The sequence below is a fragment of the Variovorax sp. LjRoot175 genome (assembly GCF_964253805.1).
GTDB lineage: Bacteria > Pseudomonadota > Gammaproteobacteria > Burkholderiales > Burkholderiaceae_C > Variovorax.
Window position 1 is genome coordinate 4,447,345 of record NZ_CAXURY020000001.1, and the last position, 14,745, is coordinate 4,462,089.

The window sequence follows — 14,745 nt, forward strand, 5'->3', positions numbered from 1 at the left end:
AGGATCGCTCTCCCCTTTCAACTGACTCAAGGAGATTCGATGGAAGCCTATCTGTCCTTCAACGGAAATGCGGCCGAGGCACTGGCCTTCTACGCCAAGAGCCTGGGCGGAAAGATCCTCTTCAGCATGAGCTTCGGCGAGAGCCCGATGGGCGCCGAAACGCCGGCCGACCACAAGAACAAGATCATGCATGCCACCCTCGAAGCCCGCGGCAAGCAGATCATGGCCTCGGACTTGCCGCCCGGCATGGCCTTCGACGGCTACAAGGGCTTTTCGCTCTCGGTGCAGGCCAAGGATGTGAAAGAAGGCGAACAGCTCTTCAAGGCGCTGTCCGAGGGCGGGAAAGTCACCATGCCCTACGCCGCCACTTTCTGGTCCCCCGGCTTCGGCATGCTGGAAGACAAGTTCGGCGTGCCGTGGATGGTCAACGTCGACCAGCCGCCGGCCTGAGGGCCTGTTCAGTCCCTAAGCCAGGCTCGCCGGGTCCACGTTCGCGCCGCAGACGATCAGGCAGAGCTTCTCGCCTTCGCGCGGTACATAGGCGCCGCTTTGCAGCGCGGCCAGCGGCAAGGCGGCCGCCGGCTCCACGGCCAGCTTGAGCTCCTTCCAGAGCCACAGCTGCGCCGCGCGGATCGCCTCGTCGGGCAGGAGCAGCGCATCGCGCACATGGCGCTGCGTGATGTCCCAGGCGATCGCGCCGATGCGCCTTGCGCCGAGCGAATCGGCCGCGACGCCGCCGACCTCGACATCGACCGGCTCGCCCGCTTCGCGCGCCCGATACAGCGTCGGCGCGCGCTCCGGCTCGAGCGCGACCACGCGGCTGCGCTGCTCGAACCAGGCCGCCAGCCCGCCGATCAGCCCGCCGCCGCCGACGCTGACCAGCACCGCGTCCGGCATGCCGCCCTGCTGCTCGATCTCGCGACCGAGCGTACCGGCGCCGGCCACCACCTCGGGCTGGTCGTAGGCATGGGTGAGCAGCGCACCGCTTTCGCGCTGCCGTTCGAGGCAGGCGGCCAGGGCATCGCCGTACATCTCGCCGCCCACCACCACCGTCGCGCCCAGCGCACGCAGGCGCGCGCGCTTGGCTTCGGGCGACACCGTGGGCAGGAACACCTCGCAATGCACGCCGAGCGCGTGCGCGGCCGCCGCTGTGGCAATGCCGGCATTGCCGCCAGAAGCCACGATCGCGCCGCTTTCCGGAATCTCGTTGGCCAGCAAACGATTCATCATGCCGCGCGCCTTGAAGCTGCCGCTGGCCTGCAGATGCTCGAGCTTGAGCCAGACCTCGACGCCCGGCACTTCCACACCCAGCGCACGGCCCGACAGCTTCCACAGCGGCGTCTCGCGCAAAAAATGCGGCGCGCGCTCGTGCAGGCGGCGGGCGGCGGCCTCGATGTCGCGGCGCCAGTCGATGGTTGCGGCGCCGCTCACGAGATATGACCCGGTGCGGGAATGTCGTCGAGCTTCAGGCCCTTGGGCAGCGGGAACTTGAGCGTCTCCTCGATGCCGTCCATCTTGCGCACCGACACCGCCCCCAGCGCCTTGACGCGCTCGATCACCTCGCGCACCAGCACCTCGGGCGCCGAAGCGCCGGCCGTCAAGCCGACACGGCTCTTGCCCTCGAACCATTCGGGCTGGAGCTCAGCGGCCGAATCGACCATGTAGCTCTCGGTACCCAGCCGTTGCGCCAGCTCGCGCAGCCGGTTGCTGTTGGAGCTGGTCGGGCTGCCCACCACGATCACCAGGTCGACCTGCGGGCTCAGCAGCTTCACGGCGTCCTGCCGGTTCTGGGTGGCATAGCAGATGTCCTGCTGCTTGGGCTCGCGCACGTTCGGAAAACGCGCGCGCACCGCGGCCGAGATCTCGGCCGCATCGTCGACCGACAGCGTGGTCTGCGTGACGACGGCCAGCTTGTCGGTCTGCGCGGGCGATACGTGCGCGACGTCATCCACGTCTTCCACCAGGTGGATGCCGCTCGACAGCTGCCCCATCGTGCCTTCGACCTCGGGGTGGCCCTTGTGGCCGATCATGATGAACTCGTAGCCTTCCTTCGCGAGCTTGGCGACCTCGACGTGCACCTTGGTCACCAGCGGGCAGGTGGCATCGAAGACCTCGAAGCCGCGCTCGCGCGCCTCGGCCTGCACCGCCTTGCTGACGCCGTGCGCGCTGAACACCAGCGTAGAGCCCGGCGGCACCTCGGCCAGGTCCTCGATGAAGATCGCGCCCTTGGCCTTGAGCTCGTTGACCACGTAGGTGTTGTGCACGATCTCGTGGCGCACGTAGATCGGCGCGCCGAACTTGGCGAGCGCGCGCTCGACGATCTCGATCGCGCGGTCGACGCCGGCGCAAAAGCCGCGCGGTTCGGCCAGGATGACCTCTTGCACGCCGGTTGAACTGGCTCCCACGCTCGGCACTGGCGTGTCCTCGCTGCCCCCCGAGGGGGCCTTCGCACCTTGGGGCGGCCCGGCGGTGCTCACAACACGCCGATCAGTCGGACCTCGAAGGTCACGGGCTGACCTGCGAGCGGATGGTTGAAGTCGAAGCGCACCGCGGTCTCGTTCGACTCGATCACCGCGCCGGCGTAGCTGCCGCTGCCATCGGGCGTGGGGAACTGCACCACGTCGCCGACCGCGTACTGCTCGTCGGGGTCGCCCATCTGAGCGAGCAGCTTGCGCGCCACCCACTGCTGCATCTCGGGGTTGCGCTCGCCGAAGGCGTCGCCGGCCGGCAGCTCGAAGGTGGCGTGCGTGCCTTCTTCCAGCCCCAGCAGCCGCTGCTCGACCGCGGGCGAGAGCTCGCCGGTGCCCAGCGACAGCGTGGCGGGTTTGTCGTTGAAGGTGTTGATGATGTCGCCCGCCGGCCCGGCCAGCCGGTAGTGCAGCGTGAGAAAGGAGCCGGGCGTGACGACGGCGGTGGTGGTGGAGGACAAGATGGGGGATCGCTATGGACTGGGCCTGTATTTTAGGGAGGGGCCCTTGAGCCCGCATAAATCATGTCTTTCAAGGATCTGCCGGCCGGGGCGCGCCCGCGCGAAAAGCTCATCGCGCAGGGCGCCGCTGCGCTCGGCGATGCCGAGTTGCTGGCCCTGCTGCTGCGCACCGGCGCGGCGGGCAAGAACGTGCTGCAGCTCGCCCAGGAGCTGCTCAACAGCTTCGGCGGACTGGCCGGGCTCCTCCATGCCGGGCTCGACAACCTCAAACGCATCAAGGGCCTGGGCGGCACCGCCAAGCGCGCCGAGCTGGCGGCCGTGCTCGAGCTGGCACGCCGCGCCCTGGCCGAGCGCCTGAAGGAGCGCGCGGTGTTCGACTCGCCCGATGCCGTCAAGCACTACCTGCAGCTGCACATCGCCGCGCGGCCGCACGAGGTGTTCGCGGCGCCGGACCACATGATCGTCGCCCGTGGCCAGACCCTGTCGATGGCCGAGCGCGGCCTGGTCTGAGCAAGAGACGACGAAGCCTTATCCTGAGCTCCATGCCTCTCCCACCCAAAGCCATCAAGAGCCTCGCTGACCTGAAAACGCTGCAGCACAAGCTGGCCGAACAGCGCGAGCGCGAAGCCGCCGCGGCCGCTGCGCGCGCGGCCGCCGAGAAGAAGCGCCTGGCCGAACAGGACCTGTTCGCGCGCGCGATCGGCGCCACCCAGCCGCTGCGCCGCAAGGCCGCCGTGCCGCTGGCGCCCGAGCCGCCGGCGCCGATCCCGGTGCAGCATCAACTGGACGAAGAGCGCGTGCTGCGCGAATCGCTGTCCGACGAGTTCGACGTCACCACGCTGCTCGACGCCGACGATGCGATGAGCTTCCGCCGCCCGGGCATCCACACCGACGTGACGCGCAAATTGCGCGCGGGCGAATGGTCGATCCAGCGCCAGATCGACCTGCACGGCATGCGCAGCGACGAGGCCCGCGAGGCGCTCGGTGCCTTCATCCGCGATGCCTACAAGCAGGGCCTGCGCTGCGTGCGCGTGGTGCACGGCAAGGGGCTGGGCTCGCCGGGACGCCAGCCGGTCCTCAAGGCCAAGGTGCAGCGCTGGCTGATCCAGAAGAGCGAGACGCTGGCTTTCGTGCAGGCCAAGCCGGCCGAGGGTGGAGCCGGCGCGCTGCTGGTGCTGCTGGCGCCGGCGCGGCGCTAGCCGCTTCTGTTTCGCATCCAGTCGGCGGTCTGGAAGAAAGAGTCACGAAGCCGGGCACGCAAGGCTTCCGGCACCCCTGTCTCCCCCATCGCCTGGTCCATGCAGGCCAGCCACTGGTCGCGCTCCTTGATGCCGATCGAATGCCCTCCGATGCTCTGCGGCAGGTGCCGCGCGCGCAGCATCGGATGGCCGAAGCGGTCGGTGTAGTGCTGCGGCCCGCCGAGCCAGCCGCAGAGAAACCAGAACAGCCGCTGGCGCGCGTTGTCGAGCGTCGTGCCATGCACGGCGCGCAGTTGCGCATAGGCCGGTTCCAGCTCCATCAGGTCGTAGAAGCGCTCGACCAGCGCGTGGACCTTGGCTTCGCCGCCGATCCATTCGAAGGGCGTGTCGAAGGGCGGCTTGTCTTGAATCTGCATGCCGGCAGTATGCATATGTGAAAGAGCTATTTCTCGGCGCAGGCTTTTGTTGCTATGGTGCGGGCCGACTTCCACTGGAGATAACAACATGCGTTTCCGAATCGCCGCTTCCGCCTTCGCCGCGGCCGCCCTGCTCCTGGGCACCGCCGTCCATGCCGACCAACTCGCCGATATCAAGAAAAAGGGCCAACTGGTCGTCGGCGTGCTGGGCACCGACGAGCCCGCCACCTTCATCGATCCCAAGACGCGCGAGATCATCGGCTACGAGGTCGATCTGGTGAACGCGATCGCCAAGAAGATCGGCGTCAAGCCGGTGCTGAAGCAGATCGCCGTCGCGGCGCGCATTCCCGAGCTGCAGCAGGGCCATGTCGACCTGGTGGCCGCCGGCCTCACGCACAACAAGGAGCGCGAGGCGCAGATCGACTTCTCGCTGACCACCTTCGTCACCGGCCAGAAGGCCATCGTCAAGAAGGACAGCGGCATCACCGCGGTGCCGCAGCTCTCGGGCAAGAAGGTGCTGACCATCCGCGGCGGCACGCAGGAGCCCAACATCAAGAAGGCCGTTCCAGGCGCCGAGGTCGTGACCTTCGACACCAGCCAGCAGGCCTTCCAGGCGCTGCAGCAGGGCAAGGGCGTGGGCTATGTCGACGACGAGGCCGCGCTGCTCAACAGCTACGCCAAGCTCGGCCCGCAGAAGGCGCAGTACGTGGTGCTGCCGCAGAACCTCAGCACCGAGGCGCTCGCCATCGGCATCAGGAAGGGCGAGACCGGCCTCAAGGCGGTGGTCGACGAGACGCTGCGCGAGCTCGAGAAATCGGGCGAGGCCGAGAAGATCTTCTTCAAGTGGTACGGCCCGAAGACCAAGTCGGGCTTCGACAAGCGCAGCTTCAAGATCGAGACCGACAAGATCGACAGCTGAGTCCGCGCCGGGCATCCGCGGCGCCGGATGCGTAGGATGTGCCCCGCGCCCGTACGACGCGGGCGCCGACGTATCCGTTCATGCTGCCCTTCGACTACTCCCTGCTCATCACGGGGAAGTACCACGACATGCTCGTCGCGGGCTTCCTGCTGTCGCTGCAACTGCTGGCCGCCTCGCTGATGCTGGCGCTGCCCATCGCGCTGGTGGTGGCGCTGCTGCGCCTGGCGCCGGCCGCGCCGCTGCGCTGGCTGGGCTTCGCCTATGTCGAGTCGATCCGCAATATCCCGCTGCTCGCGCACATGCTGTTCTGGTACTTCGGCGCGCCCGAGCTCTTGCCCGAGGACATCAAGCAGCGCCTCTACAGCGGCCGCATCGAGGCGATGAGCGCGGTGGTCGCGCTGGGCCTCTACGCCGCGGCCTACATGGCCGAAGACATCCGCAGCGGCATCCGCGCGATCCCCGCGGTGCAGATGGAAGCCGGCCGGGCGCTCGGCTTCGGCTTTCTCGCGACCATGCGCCGCATCATCCTGCCGCAGGCGCTGCGCGTCACGATCCCGCCCCTCATCTCGCAGACGCTCAATCTCTGGAAGGGCACCAGCATCGCGACCGTGATCGGCGTGGCCGAGCTCATGTACCAGGCCGGGCAGGTCGAGAGCGCGACCTTCCGCAGCGCCGAATCCTTCGCCTTCGCCACGGCGGCCTATCTCACGGTGTCGATGATCATCACCGGCGCGGCCAGCTGGTACCAGCACCGCTTTCCGCCGAGGGCCGCATGATCGAGCTGGTCCAGACCTACTGGATCTACTTCCTGATCGGCCAATATCCCAACGGCCCGTTGGGCGGCCTCGCACTCACCGTGCTGCTGGCCGCGCTGGGGCTGGTGCTCGCCCTGCCCTTCGGCCTGCTGCTGGGCCTGGCGCGCGTCGCCCCCTGGCGCTGGCTGCGCTGGCCGGTCACCACCGTGGCCTTCGTGGTGCGCGGCACGCCGCTGCTCATGGTGGTGTTCTGGGCCTACTTCTTCCTGCCCAGCGTGACCGGCGTCAAGACCGACCAGTTCAGCACCATGCTGATCGCGCTGGTGGTGTTCGACGGCATCTACATCGGCGAGATCGTGCGCGCCGGCATCCTGGGCGTGCCGCGCGGCCAGGTCGAGAGCGCGCGTTCGCTGGGCCTGGGCTACGGCCGCGCAATGCGCTTCGTGGTGCTGCCGCAGGCGCTGCGCAGCATGCTGCCATCGCTGGTGAACCAGTTCGTCTCCACCATCAAGGAGACCTCGCTGGGCTACATCATCGGGCTGGCGGAGGTGTCCTTCATCGCCTCGCAGATCAACACCCAGGTCTTCACCAAGCCGGTACAGGTCTACCTGGTGCTCGGCTTCACGTACTTCGTCATGTGCTTCGGCCTCTCGCGCTTCGCCTACTGGCTGGAGGCGCGCACCAGCCGGCGCACGCTCGTCCGCTCTGCACCGAAAGCACCCGCATGATCCAGTTCGACAACGTCAACAAGTGGTACGGCGACTACCAGGCGCTGGTCGAGGTGAACGAGACCATCGCCCGCGGCGAGGTCGTGGTGGTCTGCGGGCCTTCGGGCTCGGGCAAGTCCACGCTGATCCGCACCATCAACCGGCTCGAGCCGATCCAGTCGGGCCACATCACGGTCGATGGCCGCGACATCCATGCGCGCGGCATCGACCTCAACGACTTCCGCTCGCACATCGGCTTCGTGTTCCAGCAGTTCAACCTGTTCCCGCATCTCACGGTGCTCGGCAACTGCACGCTGGCGCCGATCCAGCTGCGCGGCCTTTCGCGCGCCGAGGCGACGGAACGCGCGATGGCCCTGCTCGATCGCGTCGGCCTGGCCCACAAGGCAAGCGCCTTTCCGTCCGAACTCTCGGGCGGCCAGCAGCAGCGCGTGGCGATCGCACGCGCGCTGGCCATGCAGCCGCCGCTGATGCTCTTCGACGAGCCCACCAGCGCGCTCGACCCCGAGATGGTCGGCGAGGTGCTGCTGGTGATGCGCGACCTCACGCGCGAAGGCATGACCATGGTGGTCGTGACGCACGAGATGGGCTTCGCGCGCGACGTGGCCGATCGCGTGCTCTTCATGGACGCCGGCCGCGTGCTCGAACGCGCGACGCCCGACGACTTCTTCAACCGGCCGCAACACCCGCGCGCCCAGCAGTTTCTTGCCGACATCCGCACGCCCTTCGCGCATGCCGTTTGATACCCTGGACATCGCCATGACTTCGCTGCCCCTGATCGACATCGCGCCGCTCACCGCATCGACGCGCGAGCGCGCCGCGGTCGCCGCGCAGATCGGTGAGGCCTGCCGCGCGCACGGCTTCTTCTACATCACCGGCCACGGCATCGACCCCGCGCTGACGCAGCGGCTCGAAGACCTGAGCCGCGCCTTCTTCGCGCAGGGCGAAGCAACCAAGATGCAATGGCGCATGGAACTCGGCGGCCGCGCCTGGCGCGGCTACTTTCCAGTCGCGGGAGAACTCACCTCGGGCCGGCCCGACTGGAAGGAAGGGCTCTACCTCGGCACCGAGCTGCCCGACGACGATCCGCTGGTGCTGGCGCGCACGCCGGTGCACGGGCGCAACCTGTTCCCCGACCTGCCCGGCTTCAAGACCGCGATCCTCGACTACATGCAGGCTGCCACGCGGCTCGGCCACACGCTGATGGAAGGCATCGCGTTGAGCCTGGGTCTGCCCGCCTCCTACTTCGCCGAGCGCTACACGGCCGACCCGCTGATCCTGTTCCGCATCTTCAACTACCCGACGCAGCCGGTGCCCGCAAACCTCGACGTGCAATGGGGCGTGGGCGAGCACACCGACTACGGCCTGCTCACCATCCTGCGGCAGGACGACATCGGCGGACTGCAGGTGCGCACGGGCCAGGGCTGGATCGATGCCGCGCCAGTGCCCGATGCCTTCGTCATCAACATCGGCGACATGCTCGACCGCATGACCGGCGGCCTCTACCGCTCGACGCCGCATCGCGTGATCCGCAACACCTCGGGACGCGACCGGCTTTCGTTCCCGCTCTTCTTCGACCCCAACTTCCATGCGCGCGTGCGGCCGATCGAAGGCCTGCCGAAGCCCGCCGTGGTCGACGACAGCGCCACGCGCTGGGACCGCGCCAACGTGCATGCCTTCAACGGCATCTATGGCGACTACCTGCTCGACAAGGTGTCGAAGGTGTTCCCGCAACTGCGCAGCGCGGTGCTGTAGGCGCGCGGCAGTCCGGACTCAGATCTTCGCCAGCGCCTGCTGCAGATCGGTGCGCAGATCGTCCAGGTCTTCCACGCCCACCGACAGCCGCACCAGCCCATCGCCGATACCCAGCCGCGCGCGCGTCTCGGCTGGAATGGTGGCGTGGGTCATGATGGCCGGGTGCTCGATCAGGCTCTCGACGCCGCCCAGGCTTTCGGCCAGCGAGAAGATCTGCACCGCCTCGAGAAAGCGCCGCGTGCCGGCCAGGTCGCAGCGCAGGTCGATCGAGATCATGCCGCCGAAGCCCTCCATCTGGCGCCGGGCCAGCTCGTGCTGCGGATGCGAAGGCAGGCCCGGGTAGTGCACCCGCGCGACCTGCGCCTGCCGTTCGAGCCACTGCGCCAGCACCAGCGCGCTGCTGCAATGGCGCTCCATGCGCAGCGCCAGCGTCTTCACGCCGCGCAGCGTGAGGAAGCTGTCGAAGGGCCCGGCGATCGCACCCACCGAGTTCTGCAGGAAACCCAGGCGCTCGCGCAGCGCCTCGTGCCGCGCTTCCCGGCCGACGATGGCGACGCCGCCGATCACATCCGAATGGCCGTTGAGGTACTTGGTGGTCGAGTGCACCACGACGTCGAAGCCCGCCTCCAGCGGACGCTGTACCCACGGGCTCGCGAAGGTGTTGTCGGCCACGCTCAAGATCCCGCGTTCGCGGCAGATCTCGGCGATGGCGCGCAGATCGGCCAGGCGCAAGAGCGGGTTGGTCGGCGTTTCGACCCAGACCATGCGCGTGTCCGGCCGCAGCGCGGCGACGAGCCTGGCGGGATCGGTGAGGTCGACGAAGCTGAAGCGATGCCCCGCGCTGCGCGCCCGTACACGCTCGAACAGGCGAAAGGTGCCGCCGTAGACGTCGTCGCCCGAGACGATGTGCGAATTGGCGTCCAGCAATTCGAGCGTGGTCGAGATCGCGGCCAGGCCGGAGGCGAAGGCGAAGGCCGCCGAGCCGCCTTCGAGGTCGGCGATGCAGCGCTCCAGCGCCCAGCGCGTGGGGTTGTGCGAGCGGCCGTAGTCCAGCCCCTTGTGCACGCCGGGGCTCTGCTGCACATAGGTCGAGGTCGCATAGATGGGCTGCATGATCGCGCCGGTCGAGGGGTCGGGCGACTGGCCGGCATGGATCACGCGGGTGGCGAAACCCTTCTTCGGGGTGTTGGGGGGGTCCTGGGTCATTTCAAGCTTCTCCGCAGGTGATTCAACAGGTCGACGCGGGTGATGAGGCCGTGGAATCCGGACTCGTCCGCGATCATCGCCACCAGGCCGCGGTCGAGCACGGCCTCGAGCTCGGCCAGGCTGGCGCCGGACGGCAGAGTCTCGGGCACATCGGTCATCGCGCTCTTCACGCTCGAACGGAAGCGGCCGGCGTCCGCATGCACGGCCAGCAGCAGATCGGATTCGTCGATCACGCCGACCAGTTGCGCGCCTTCGAGCACCGGCAGCTGCGACACGTCGGCCAGCCGCATGCGCTGGAAGGCGGTGAGCAGCGTGTCCTCGGGGCCGACGCTGATCACGCTGCCGTCCTCGAAGCGGCGCGAGACCACGTCGCGCAGATCGCCATGGTGCTCGCGCACGAGCAGGCCCTGGTCGAGCATCCACTGGTCGTTGTAGACCTTCGAGAGATAGCGCGTGCCGGTGTCGCAGACGAAGGTGACGACGCGCAGCGGCCGCGTCTGCGCGCGGCAGAAGCGCAGCGCTGCAGCCAGCAGCGTGCCGGTGGAGGAGCCGGCGAGGATGCCCTCGGCACGCAGCAGCTCGCGCGCGGTGCCGAAGCTTTCCAGGTCGGTGATCGAATACGCATGCTTCACGCCCGACAGATCGGCGATGCCCGGGATGAAGTCCTCGCCGATGCCCTCGACCGCCCACGATCCGGCTTCGCCCACCGTTCCGCTTCGCGTGTACTCCGCGACCACCGAGCCCGCCGGATCGGCCAGCACGAAGAAGAGCTGCGGCTGCAGTTCGCGGAAGTAGCGCGTGAGCCCGGTGATGGTGCCACCCGAGCCGACGCCGACCACGATCGCATCCACGTCGTGCCCGCATTGCTGCCAGATCTCGGGGCCGGTGCTGGACTGGTGCGCGAGCGGGTTGTCGGGGTTGTTGAACTGGTCGGCGAAGAAGGCGCCGGGGATCTCCTTCGCGAGCCGCGCGGCGAAGTCCTGGTAGTAGTCGGGATGGCCCTTGCCCACGTCCGAGCGCGTGGTGTGCACCTCGGCGCCGAGCGCCTTGAGGTGCAGCACCTTCTCGGTCGACATCTTGTCGGGCACCACCAGCACCACGCGATAGCCCTTGGCGCGCGCCACCAGCGCCAGGCCCAGGCCGGTGTTGCCGGCCGTCGCCTCGACCACGGTGCCGCCGGGTTGGAGGCGGCCGTCGCGCTCGGCCGCATCGATCATCGAGAGGCCGACGCGGTCCTTGATCGAGCCGCCGGGATTCTGCGACTCGAGCTTGAGGAACAGCGTGCAGGGGCCGGTGTCCAGCCGCGTGACCTGCACCAGCGGCGTGTTGCCGATCAGGTCCAGCACCGCGGGTCGGGTTTCAGTCGTCATGTCGTCCACCTTGTGCAGTCGACATGATCGTAGTCGCCCTGCGCCTACTCCGCTGCCCGCCGCAGCGTGTCGATCACCGGCCGGCGCAGCACTTCGCGCAGGCCCCACCAGCCGGCCGCGAGCGCGAGCACGGCGCCGGCCAGCGAGCCGGCGATGGGCACCAGCGGCGAAGCGGTCCAGGTGAAGTCGAACACATAGCGCGCCAGGCCCCAGCCGATCAGCGAGGCGACGATGCTCGCGAGGAAGCCGGCCAGCAGGCCCACGCCCACGAGTTCGGCGCGCTGCACCTGGCGCAGCAGGCTGCCGCGCGCGCCGACTGCGCGCATCACGGCGAATTCGCGCGCGCGCTCCTCGCGCGTGGCGGTGACGGCCGCGAACAGCACCACGAGGCCGGCCGCGAGCGTGAAGCCGAACAGGAACTCCACCGCGCGGATCACCTGGTCGAGCACGCGCTGCACCTGGCCGATGGTGGCGCTCATGTCGACGTTGGTCACGTTGGGGTAGCTGCGCACCAGCGCGTTGTCGAAGCCCTTCACGTCCGGCGCGCGGAACGCGCCCATGTAGGTGACGGGCACCTCGGGCAGCGCATCCACGGTATACATGACGAAGAAGTTGGCATGCAGCGAACCCCAGTCGACCTTGCGCAAGGAGGTGATGCGCGCATCGTTCTGCATGCCGCCGATGTCGAAGCGCAGGCTGTCGCCGAGCTTCATCCCCAGGGCCTCGGCCAGCCCTTCCTCGACGCTCAGCTCGCCGGCGGCGCCGGGCTTCCATGCGCCGGCCGTGACGACGTTGTGCGCCGGCGCCTCGGCGCTGGTGCTCAGGTTGAACTCGCGGTCGACCAGCCGCTTCGCGCGGTCGTCCGCGTAGTCGTCGGGCGAGACCGACTTGCCGTTGATGGCGACGAGGCGCCCGCGGATCATGGGATACCAGTCGAACTTCCTCACGCCGTTGTCGCGCAGGGTCTTCTGGAAGCCCTCGCTCTGGTCGGGCATGACGTTGATCACGAAGCGGTTCGGCGCGTCGGGCGGCGTCGCCTTGCGCCAGCTGGCCACGAGATCGGTGCGCAGCAGCACCAGCAGCACCAGCGCCAGCAGGCCCACCGCCAGCGCGCTGACCTGCACCACCGCATAGGCCGGCCGCGCCGAGATCTGGCGCGTCGCCAGCACCAGCCAGCGCGGCGCCGTCGTTTCGTTGACGCTGCGGCGCAAGAGCAGCACCGCGATCCAGCTCAGGAGCGCGAACACCGCCACCGCCGCCGCGAAGCCGCCGACCGCGATCAGCCCCAGCTTCAAGTCGCTGCTGGCCGCCACCAGCAAGGCGGCAAAGCCGGCCACGCCGAGCGCCAGCACCGCGATCGAGGCCGGCTTCAGGTTGCCGACGTCGCGCCGGATCACGCGCAGCGGCGGCACCTGCGCGAGCTGCAGCACCGGCGGCAGCCCGAAGGCGAACAGCAGCGTGAGTCCCATGCCGAGGCCGAAGGCCACGGGCCAGAGGGTGGCCGCGGGCAATGCGGTCTCAACCAGGCCCGCGAGCAGCAGCACGAAGACATAGTGCACGCTGTAGCCGATGGCCACGCCGAGCGCGCTGGCGAAGAGGCCGATGGCGGCGAACTCGAAGGCATAGGCCTGCGCGATGGTGCGCTGGCTCTGGCCCAGCACGCGCAGCATGGCGCAATCGTCCAGGTGGCTGGCCGCGAAGCCGCGCGCGGCCAGCGCCACCGCCACGGCCGACAGCAGCGCCGCCAGCAGCGCCACCAGGTTGAGGAATTTCTCGGCCCGGTCCAGCGTCTGGCGCATCTCGGGGCGGCCGCTTTCGAAGGAGTCGAGGCGCAGGCCACGCAGCTCGCCCTTCTTGATCGCCGCGTCGGCCCAGTCGCTGAAGGTCTTGACGGCGCGCGCCTCGCCGGCCACGGCGAAGCGGTAGCTGACGCGGCTGGCCGGTTGCACGAGGCCGGTGCGCGGCACGTCGGCCTGGTTGAGCATCACGCGCGGCGCGAAGCTCATGAAGCCGGCGCCGCGGTCGGGCTCGAGCGTGATCACGCGCGCGATGCGCAGGCCGGCATCGCCCAAAAGCAGCGTGTCGCCCACCTTGAGCGCCAGCGATTCGAGCAGCGACGCATCGACCCAGGCGTCGCCCGGCGCCGGCACGTCCCGCGTCGGCCGGCCCGGCACGCCGGGCTCGGTGCTCACCTGCAGGCTGCCGCGCAGTGGATAGCCGTCCTCCACCGCCTTGAGCGCGACCAGCTTGCTGGCGCCGCCCTGCTCCTCGCTGGCGCGTGCCATGGTCGGAAAACCGTAGGTGCTCGCGTCCTGCAGGCCGAGCGCACGTGCACGTTCGACGAAAGCCTTCGGCGTCGGGTTGTCGCTCGCCAGCACCGCGTCGCCGCCGAGCAGCTGGCGCGCATCGCGCTGCAGTCCGCCCTTGAGCCGGTCGGCGAAGAAACCGACCGCGGTGAGTGCCGCCACGGCAAGCAGCACGGCCACGATGAGGAGCCGCAGTTCGCCGGCGCGCAAGTCGCGCCAGAGGGTGCGCCAGCCTAGGCGAAGAGAAGCATTCATGGGCGAGACGATAGCCGAGCCGCAAGGCCCGGCCAAACCGAAGGGCTTAGGCGGCGCTCGTGACGCGGGCGCCCGCGAGCTCAGGCTGCAACACCAGCCGCTCGGCGCCGGCATAACAGACGAAGCGCTTGTTGGTCGCGCGCCCGATCGCGCACAAGCCCACGCGCATCGCGACCTCATGACCCATCTGCGTGATGCCGCTGCGCGAGACCACGATGGCCACGCCCATCTGGGCCGACTTGATCACCATCTCGCTCGTGAGACGCCCGGTGGTGTAGAACACGCGGCCGCCCGTAAGCCTTTCTGCGGGCTGCATCGCGATCCAGCCGGCGATGGTGTCGATCGCGTTGTGGCGCCCCACGTCCTCGACGAAGCACTGCATGTGCGCTTCATCACCCTGGCCGAGCGTGAACAGCGCGCAGCCATGCACCGAGCCGGCCGACTTGTAGGTGCTCTCCTGGAGCCGGATGACGTTGACGAGCGCATAGAGCTGCGCCTGCCGCATGCGCGTGCCGGGCAGCTCGAGCTTGTCGATGCCGGCCATCAGCTCGCCGAACACGCTGCCCTGGCCGCAGCCCGTGGTCACCACCTTCTTGGCGGTGCGCTCCTCGATGCGGTCGATGCCGGCATGGGTCTTCACGGCGGCCGCACCCACCTCCCAGTCGACCGTGATCGATTCGACGTCGGCCGCGGACTCGATGAGCCGCTGGTTCAGCAGGTAGCCCAGCACCAGCAGCTCGGGCTGGGCGCCGAGCGTCATCAGCGTGACCAGTTCGCGGCGGTCGACGTAGACCGTCAGGTCGCGCTCGGCCGGGATCGAGACGACGCCGCGTTCGCCGTGCTCGTCGACGACCTCCACTTCGCGCGTGAGTTCGGCGCGGGCCGAAGTCAGGCGCGGAAGCGGCAAGGC

General features: G+C 68.9%; 15 protein-coding genes and 1 pseudogene. 8 read left to right on the top strand and 8 right to left on the bottom strand.

The window, feature by feature from the left end:
* Positions 1-39: 39 nt before the first annotated feature.
* Positions 40-450, top strand: a complete 411-nt coding sequence (locus tag ACSQ89_RS22130) for a VOC family protein (RefSeq protein ID WP_093106022.1) — start codon at positions 40-42, stop codon at positions 448-450.
* A gap of 15 nt (positions 451-465) precedes the next feature.
* On the opposite strand, the gene ACSQ89_RS22135 is transcribed toward ACSQ89_RS22130, so the two are convergent.
* The 3 genes from ACSQ89_RS22135 to ACSQ89_RS22145 all read right to left on the bottom strand — a co-directional run bounded on the left by ACSQ89_RS22135 (position 466) and on the right by ACSQ89_RS22145 (position 2,929).
* A complete protein-coding gene (locus ACSQ89_RS22135; protein WP_436293394.1) occupies positions 466-1,431 on the bottom strand; it encodes a threonine/serine dehydratase in 966 nt (321 codons plus the stop codon).
* Positions 1,428-2,384: a 4-hydroxy-3-methylbut-2-enyl diphosphate reductase gene (gene ispH, locus ACSQ89_RS22140; RefSeq protein ID WP_436296417.1), complete on the bottom strand. Its 957-nt coding sequence runs from the start codon at positions 2,382-2,384 to the stop codon at positions 1,428-1,430. Before ispH ends, ACSQ89_RS22135 begins: the two co-directional genes overlap by 4 nt.
* Before the next feature lie 89 nt (positions 2,385-2,473).
* Positions 2,474-2,929, bottom strand: coding sequence for an FKBP-type peptidyl-prolyl cis-trans isomerase (locus tag ACSQ89_RS22145; protein ID WP_093106017.1), 456 nt, complete (start codon positions 2,927-2,929; stop codon positions 2,474-2,476).
* Positions 2,930-2,992: 63 nt separating this feature from the next.
* Here ACSQ89_RS22145 and ACSQ89_RS22150 point away from each other — a divergent pair.
* Positions 2,993-3,373: pseudogene (locus tag ACSQ89_RS22150) on the top strand (UPF0758 domain-containing protein); the annotation flags it as partial.
* Positions 3,374-3,471: 98 nt separating this feature from the next.
* Positions 3,472-4,128, top strand: coding sequence for a Smr/MutS family protein (locus ACSQ89_RS22155; protein WP_436293393.1), 657 nt, complete (start codon positions 3,472-3,474; stop codon positions 4,126-4,128).
* On the opposite strand, the gene ACSQ89_RS22160 is transcribed toward ACSQ89_RS22155, so the two are convergent.
* Positions 4,125-4,544 (bottom strand): group II truncated hemoglobin, encoded by a 420-nt coding sequence (locus tag ACSQ89_RS22160; protein WP_093106012.1) that lies wholly within the window; start codon positions 4,542-4,544, stop codon positions 4,125-4,127. The genes ACSQ89_RS22155 and ACSQ89_RS22160 overlap by 4 nt on opposite strands.
* An 88-nt stretch (positions 4,545-4,632) precedes the next feature.
* On the opposite strand from ACSQ89_RS22160, the gene ACSQ89_RS22165 reads away from it, so the two are divergent.
* The 5 genes from ACSQ89_RS22165 to ACSQ89_RS22185 all read left to right on the top strand — a co-directional run bounded on the left by ACSQ89_RS22165 (position 4,633) and on the right by ACSQ89_RS22185 (position 8,698).
* Entirely contained in the window at positions 4,633-5,463 is an 831-nt protein-coding gene (locus ACSQ89_RS22165; RefSeq protein ID WP_093106009.1) for an ABC transporter substrate-binding protein, read from the top strand.
* Between the two features lie 80 nt (positions 5,464-5,543).
* Positions 5,544-6,239 carry an amino acid ABC transporter permease gene (locus tag ACSQ89_RS22170; protein ID WP_436293403.1) on the top strand — a complete coding sequence of 232 codons (696 nt, stop codon included), beginning with the start codon at positions 5,544-5,546 and terminating at the stop codon, positions 6,237-6,239.
* Positions 6,236-6,946: an amino acid ABC transporter permease gene (locus tag ACSQ89_RS22175; protein ID WP_093106007.1), complete on the top strand. Its 711-nt coding sequence runs from the start codon at positions 6,236-6,238 to the stop codon at positions 6,944-6,946. Before ACSQ89_RS22170 ends, ACSQ89_RS22175 begins: the two co-directional genes overlap by 4 nt.
* Positions 6,943-7,686, top strand: a complete 744-nt coding sequence (locus tag ACSQ89_RS22180) for an amino acid ABC transporter ATP-binding protein (RefSeq protein ID WP_436293392.1) — start codon at positions 6,943-6,945, stop codon at positions 7,684-7,686. Before ACSQ89_RS22175 ends, ACSQ89_RS22180 begins: the two co-directional genes overlap by 4 nt.
* Before the next feature lie 16 nt (positions 7,687-7,702).
* The gene (locus ACSQ89_RS22185) at positions 7,703-8,698 is read left to right on the top strand and encodes an isopenicillin N synthase family dioxygenase (RefSeq protein WP_093106002.1); all 996 of its coding nucleotides are present in this window, start codon (positions 7,703-7,705) and stop codon (positions 8,696-8,698) included.
* An 18-nt stretch (positions 8,699-8,716) separates the two neighbouring features.
* Here ACSQ89_RS22185 and ACSQ89_RS22190 read toward each other — a convergent pair whose 3' ends face one another.
* The 4 genes from ACSQ89_RS22190 to ACSQ89_RS22205 are packed head-to-tail and all read right to left on the bottom strand — an operon-like array spanning position 8,717 to position 14,742.
* Complete coding sequence (locus tag ACSQ89_RS22190; protein WP_093105999.1) at positions 8,717-9,904, bottom strand: trans-sulfuration enzyme family protein; 1,188 nt, start codon at positions 9,902-9,904, stop codon at positions 8,717-8,719.
* A complete protein-coding gene (locus ACSQ89_RS22195; RefSeq protein ID WP_093105995.1) occupies positions 9,901-11,274 on the bottom strand; it encodes a pyridoxal-phosphate dependent enzyme in 1,374 nt (457 codons plus the stop codon). Before ACSQ89_RS22195 ends, ACSQ89_RS22190 begins: the two co-directional genes overlap by 4 nt.
* Before the next feature lie 44 nt (positions 11,275-11,318).
* On the bottom strand, positions 11,319-13,835 hold the full coding sequence (locus ACSQ89_RS22200; protein WP_436293390.1) for an ABC transporter permease: 2,517 nt from the start codon (positions 13,833-13,835) through the stop codon (positions 11,319-11,321).
* A gap of 46 nt (positions 13,836-13,881) precedes the next feature.
* Positions 13,882-14,742 (bottom strand): formate dehydrogenase accessory sulfurtransferase FdhD, encoded by an 861-nt coding sequence (locus ACSQ89_RS22205; RefSeq protein ID WP_436296418.1) that lies wholly within the window; start codon positions 14,740-14,742, stop codon positions 13,882-13,884.
* Positions 14,743-14,745: the final 3 nt, after the last annotated feature.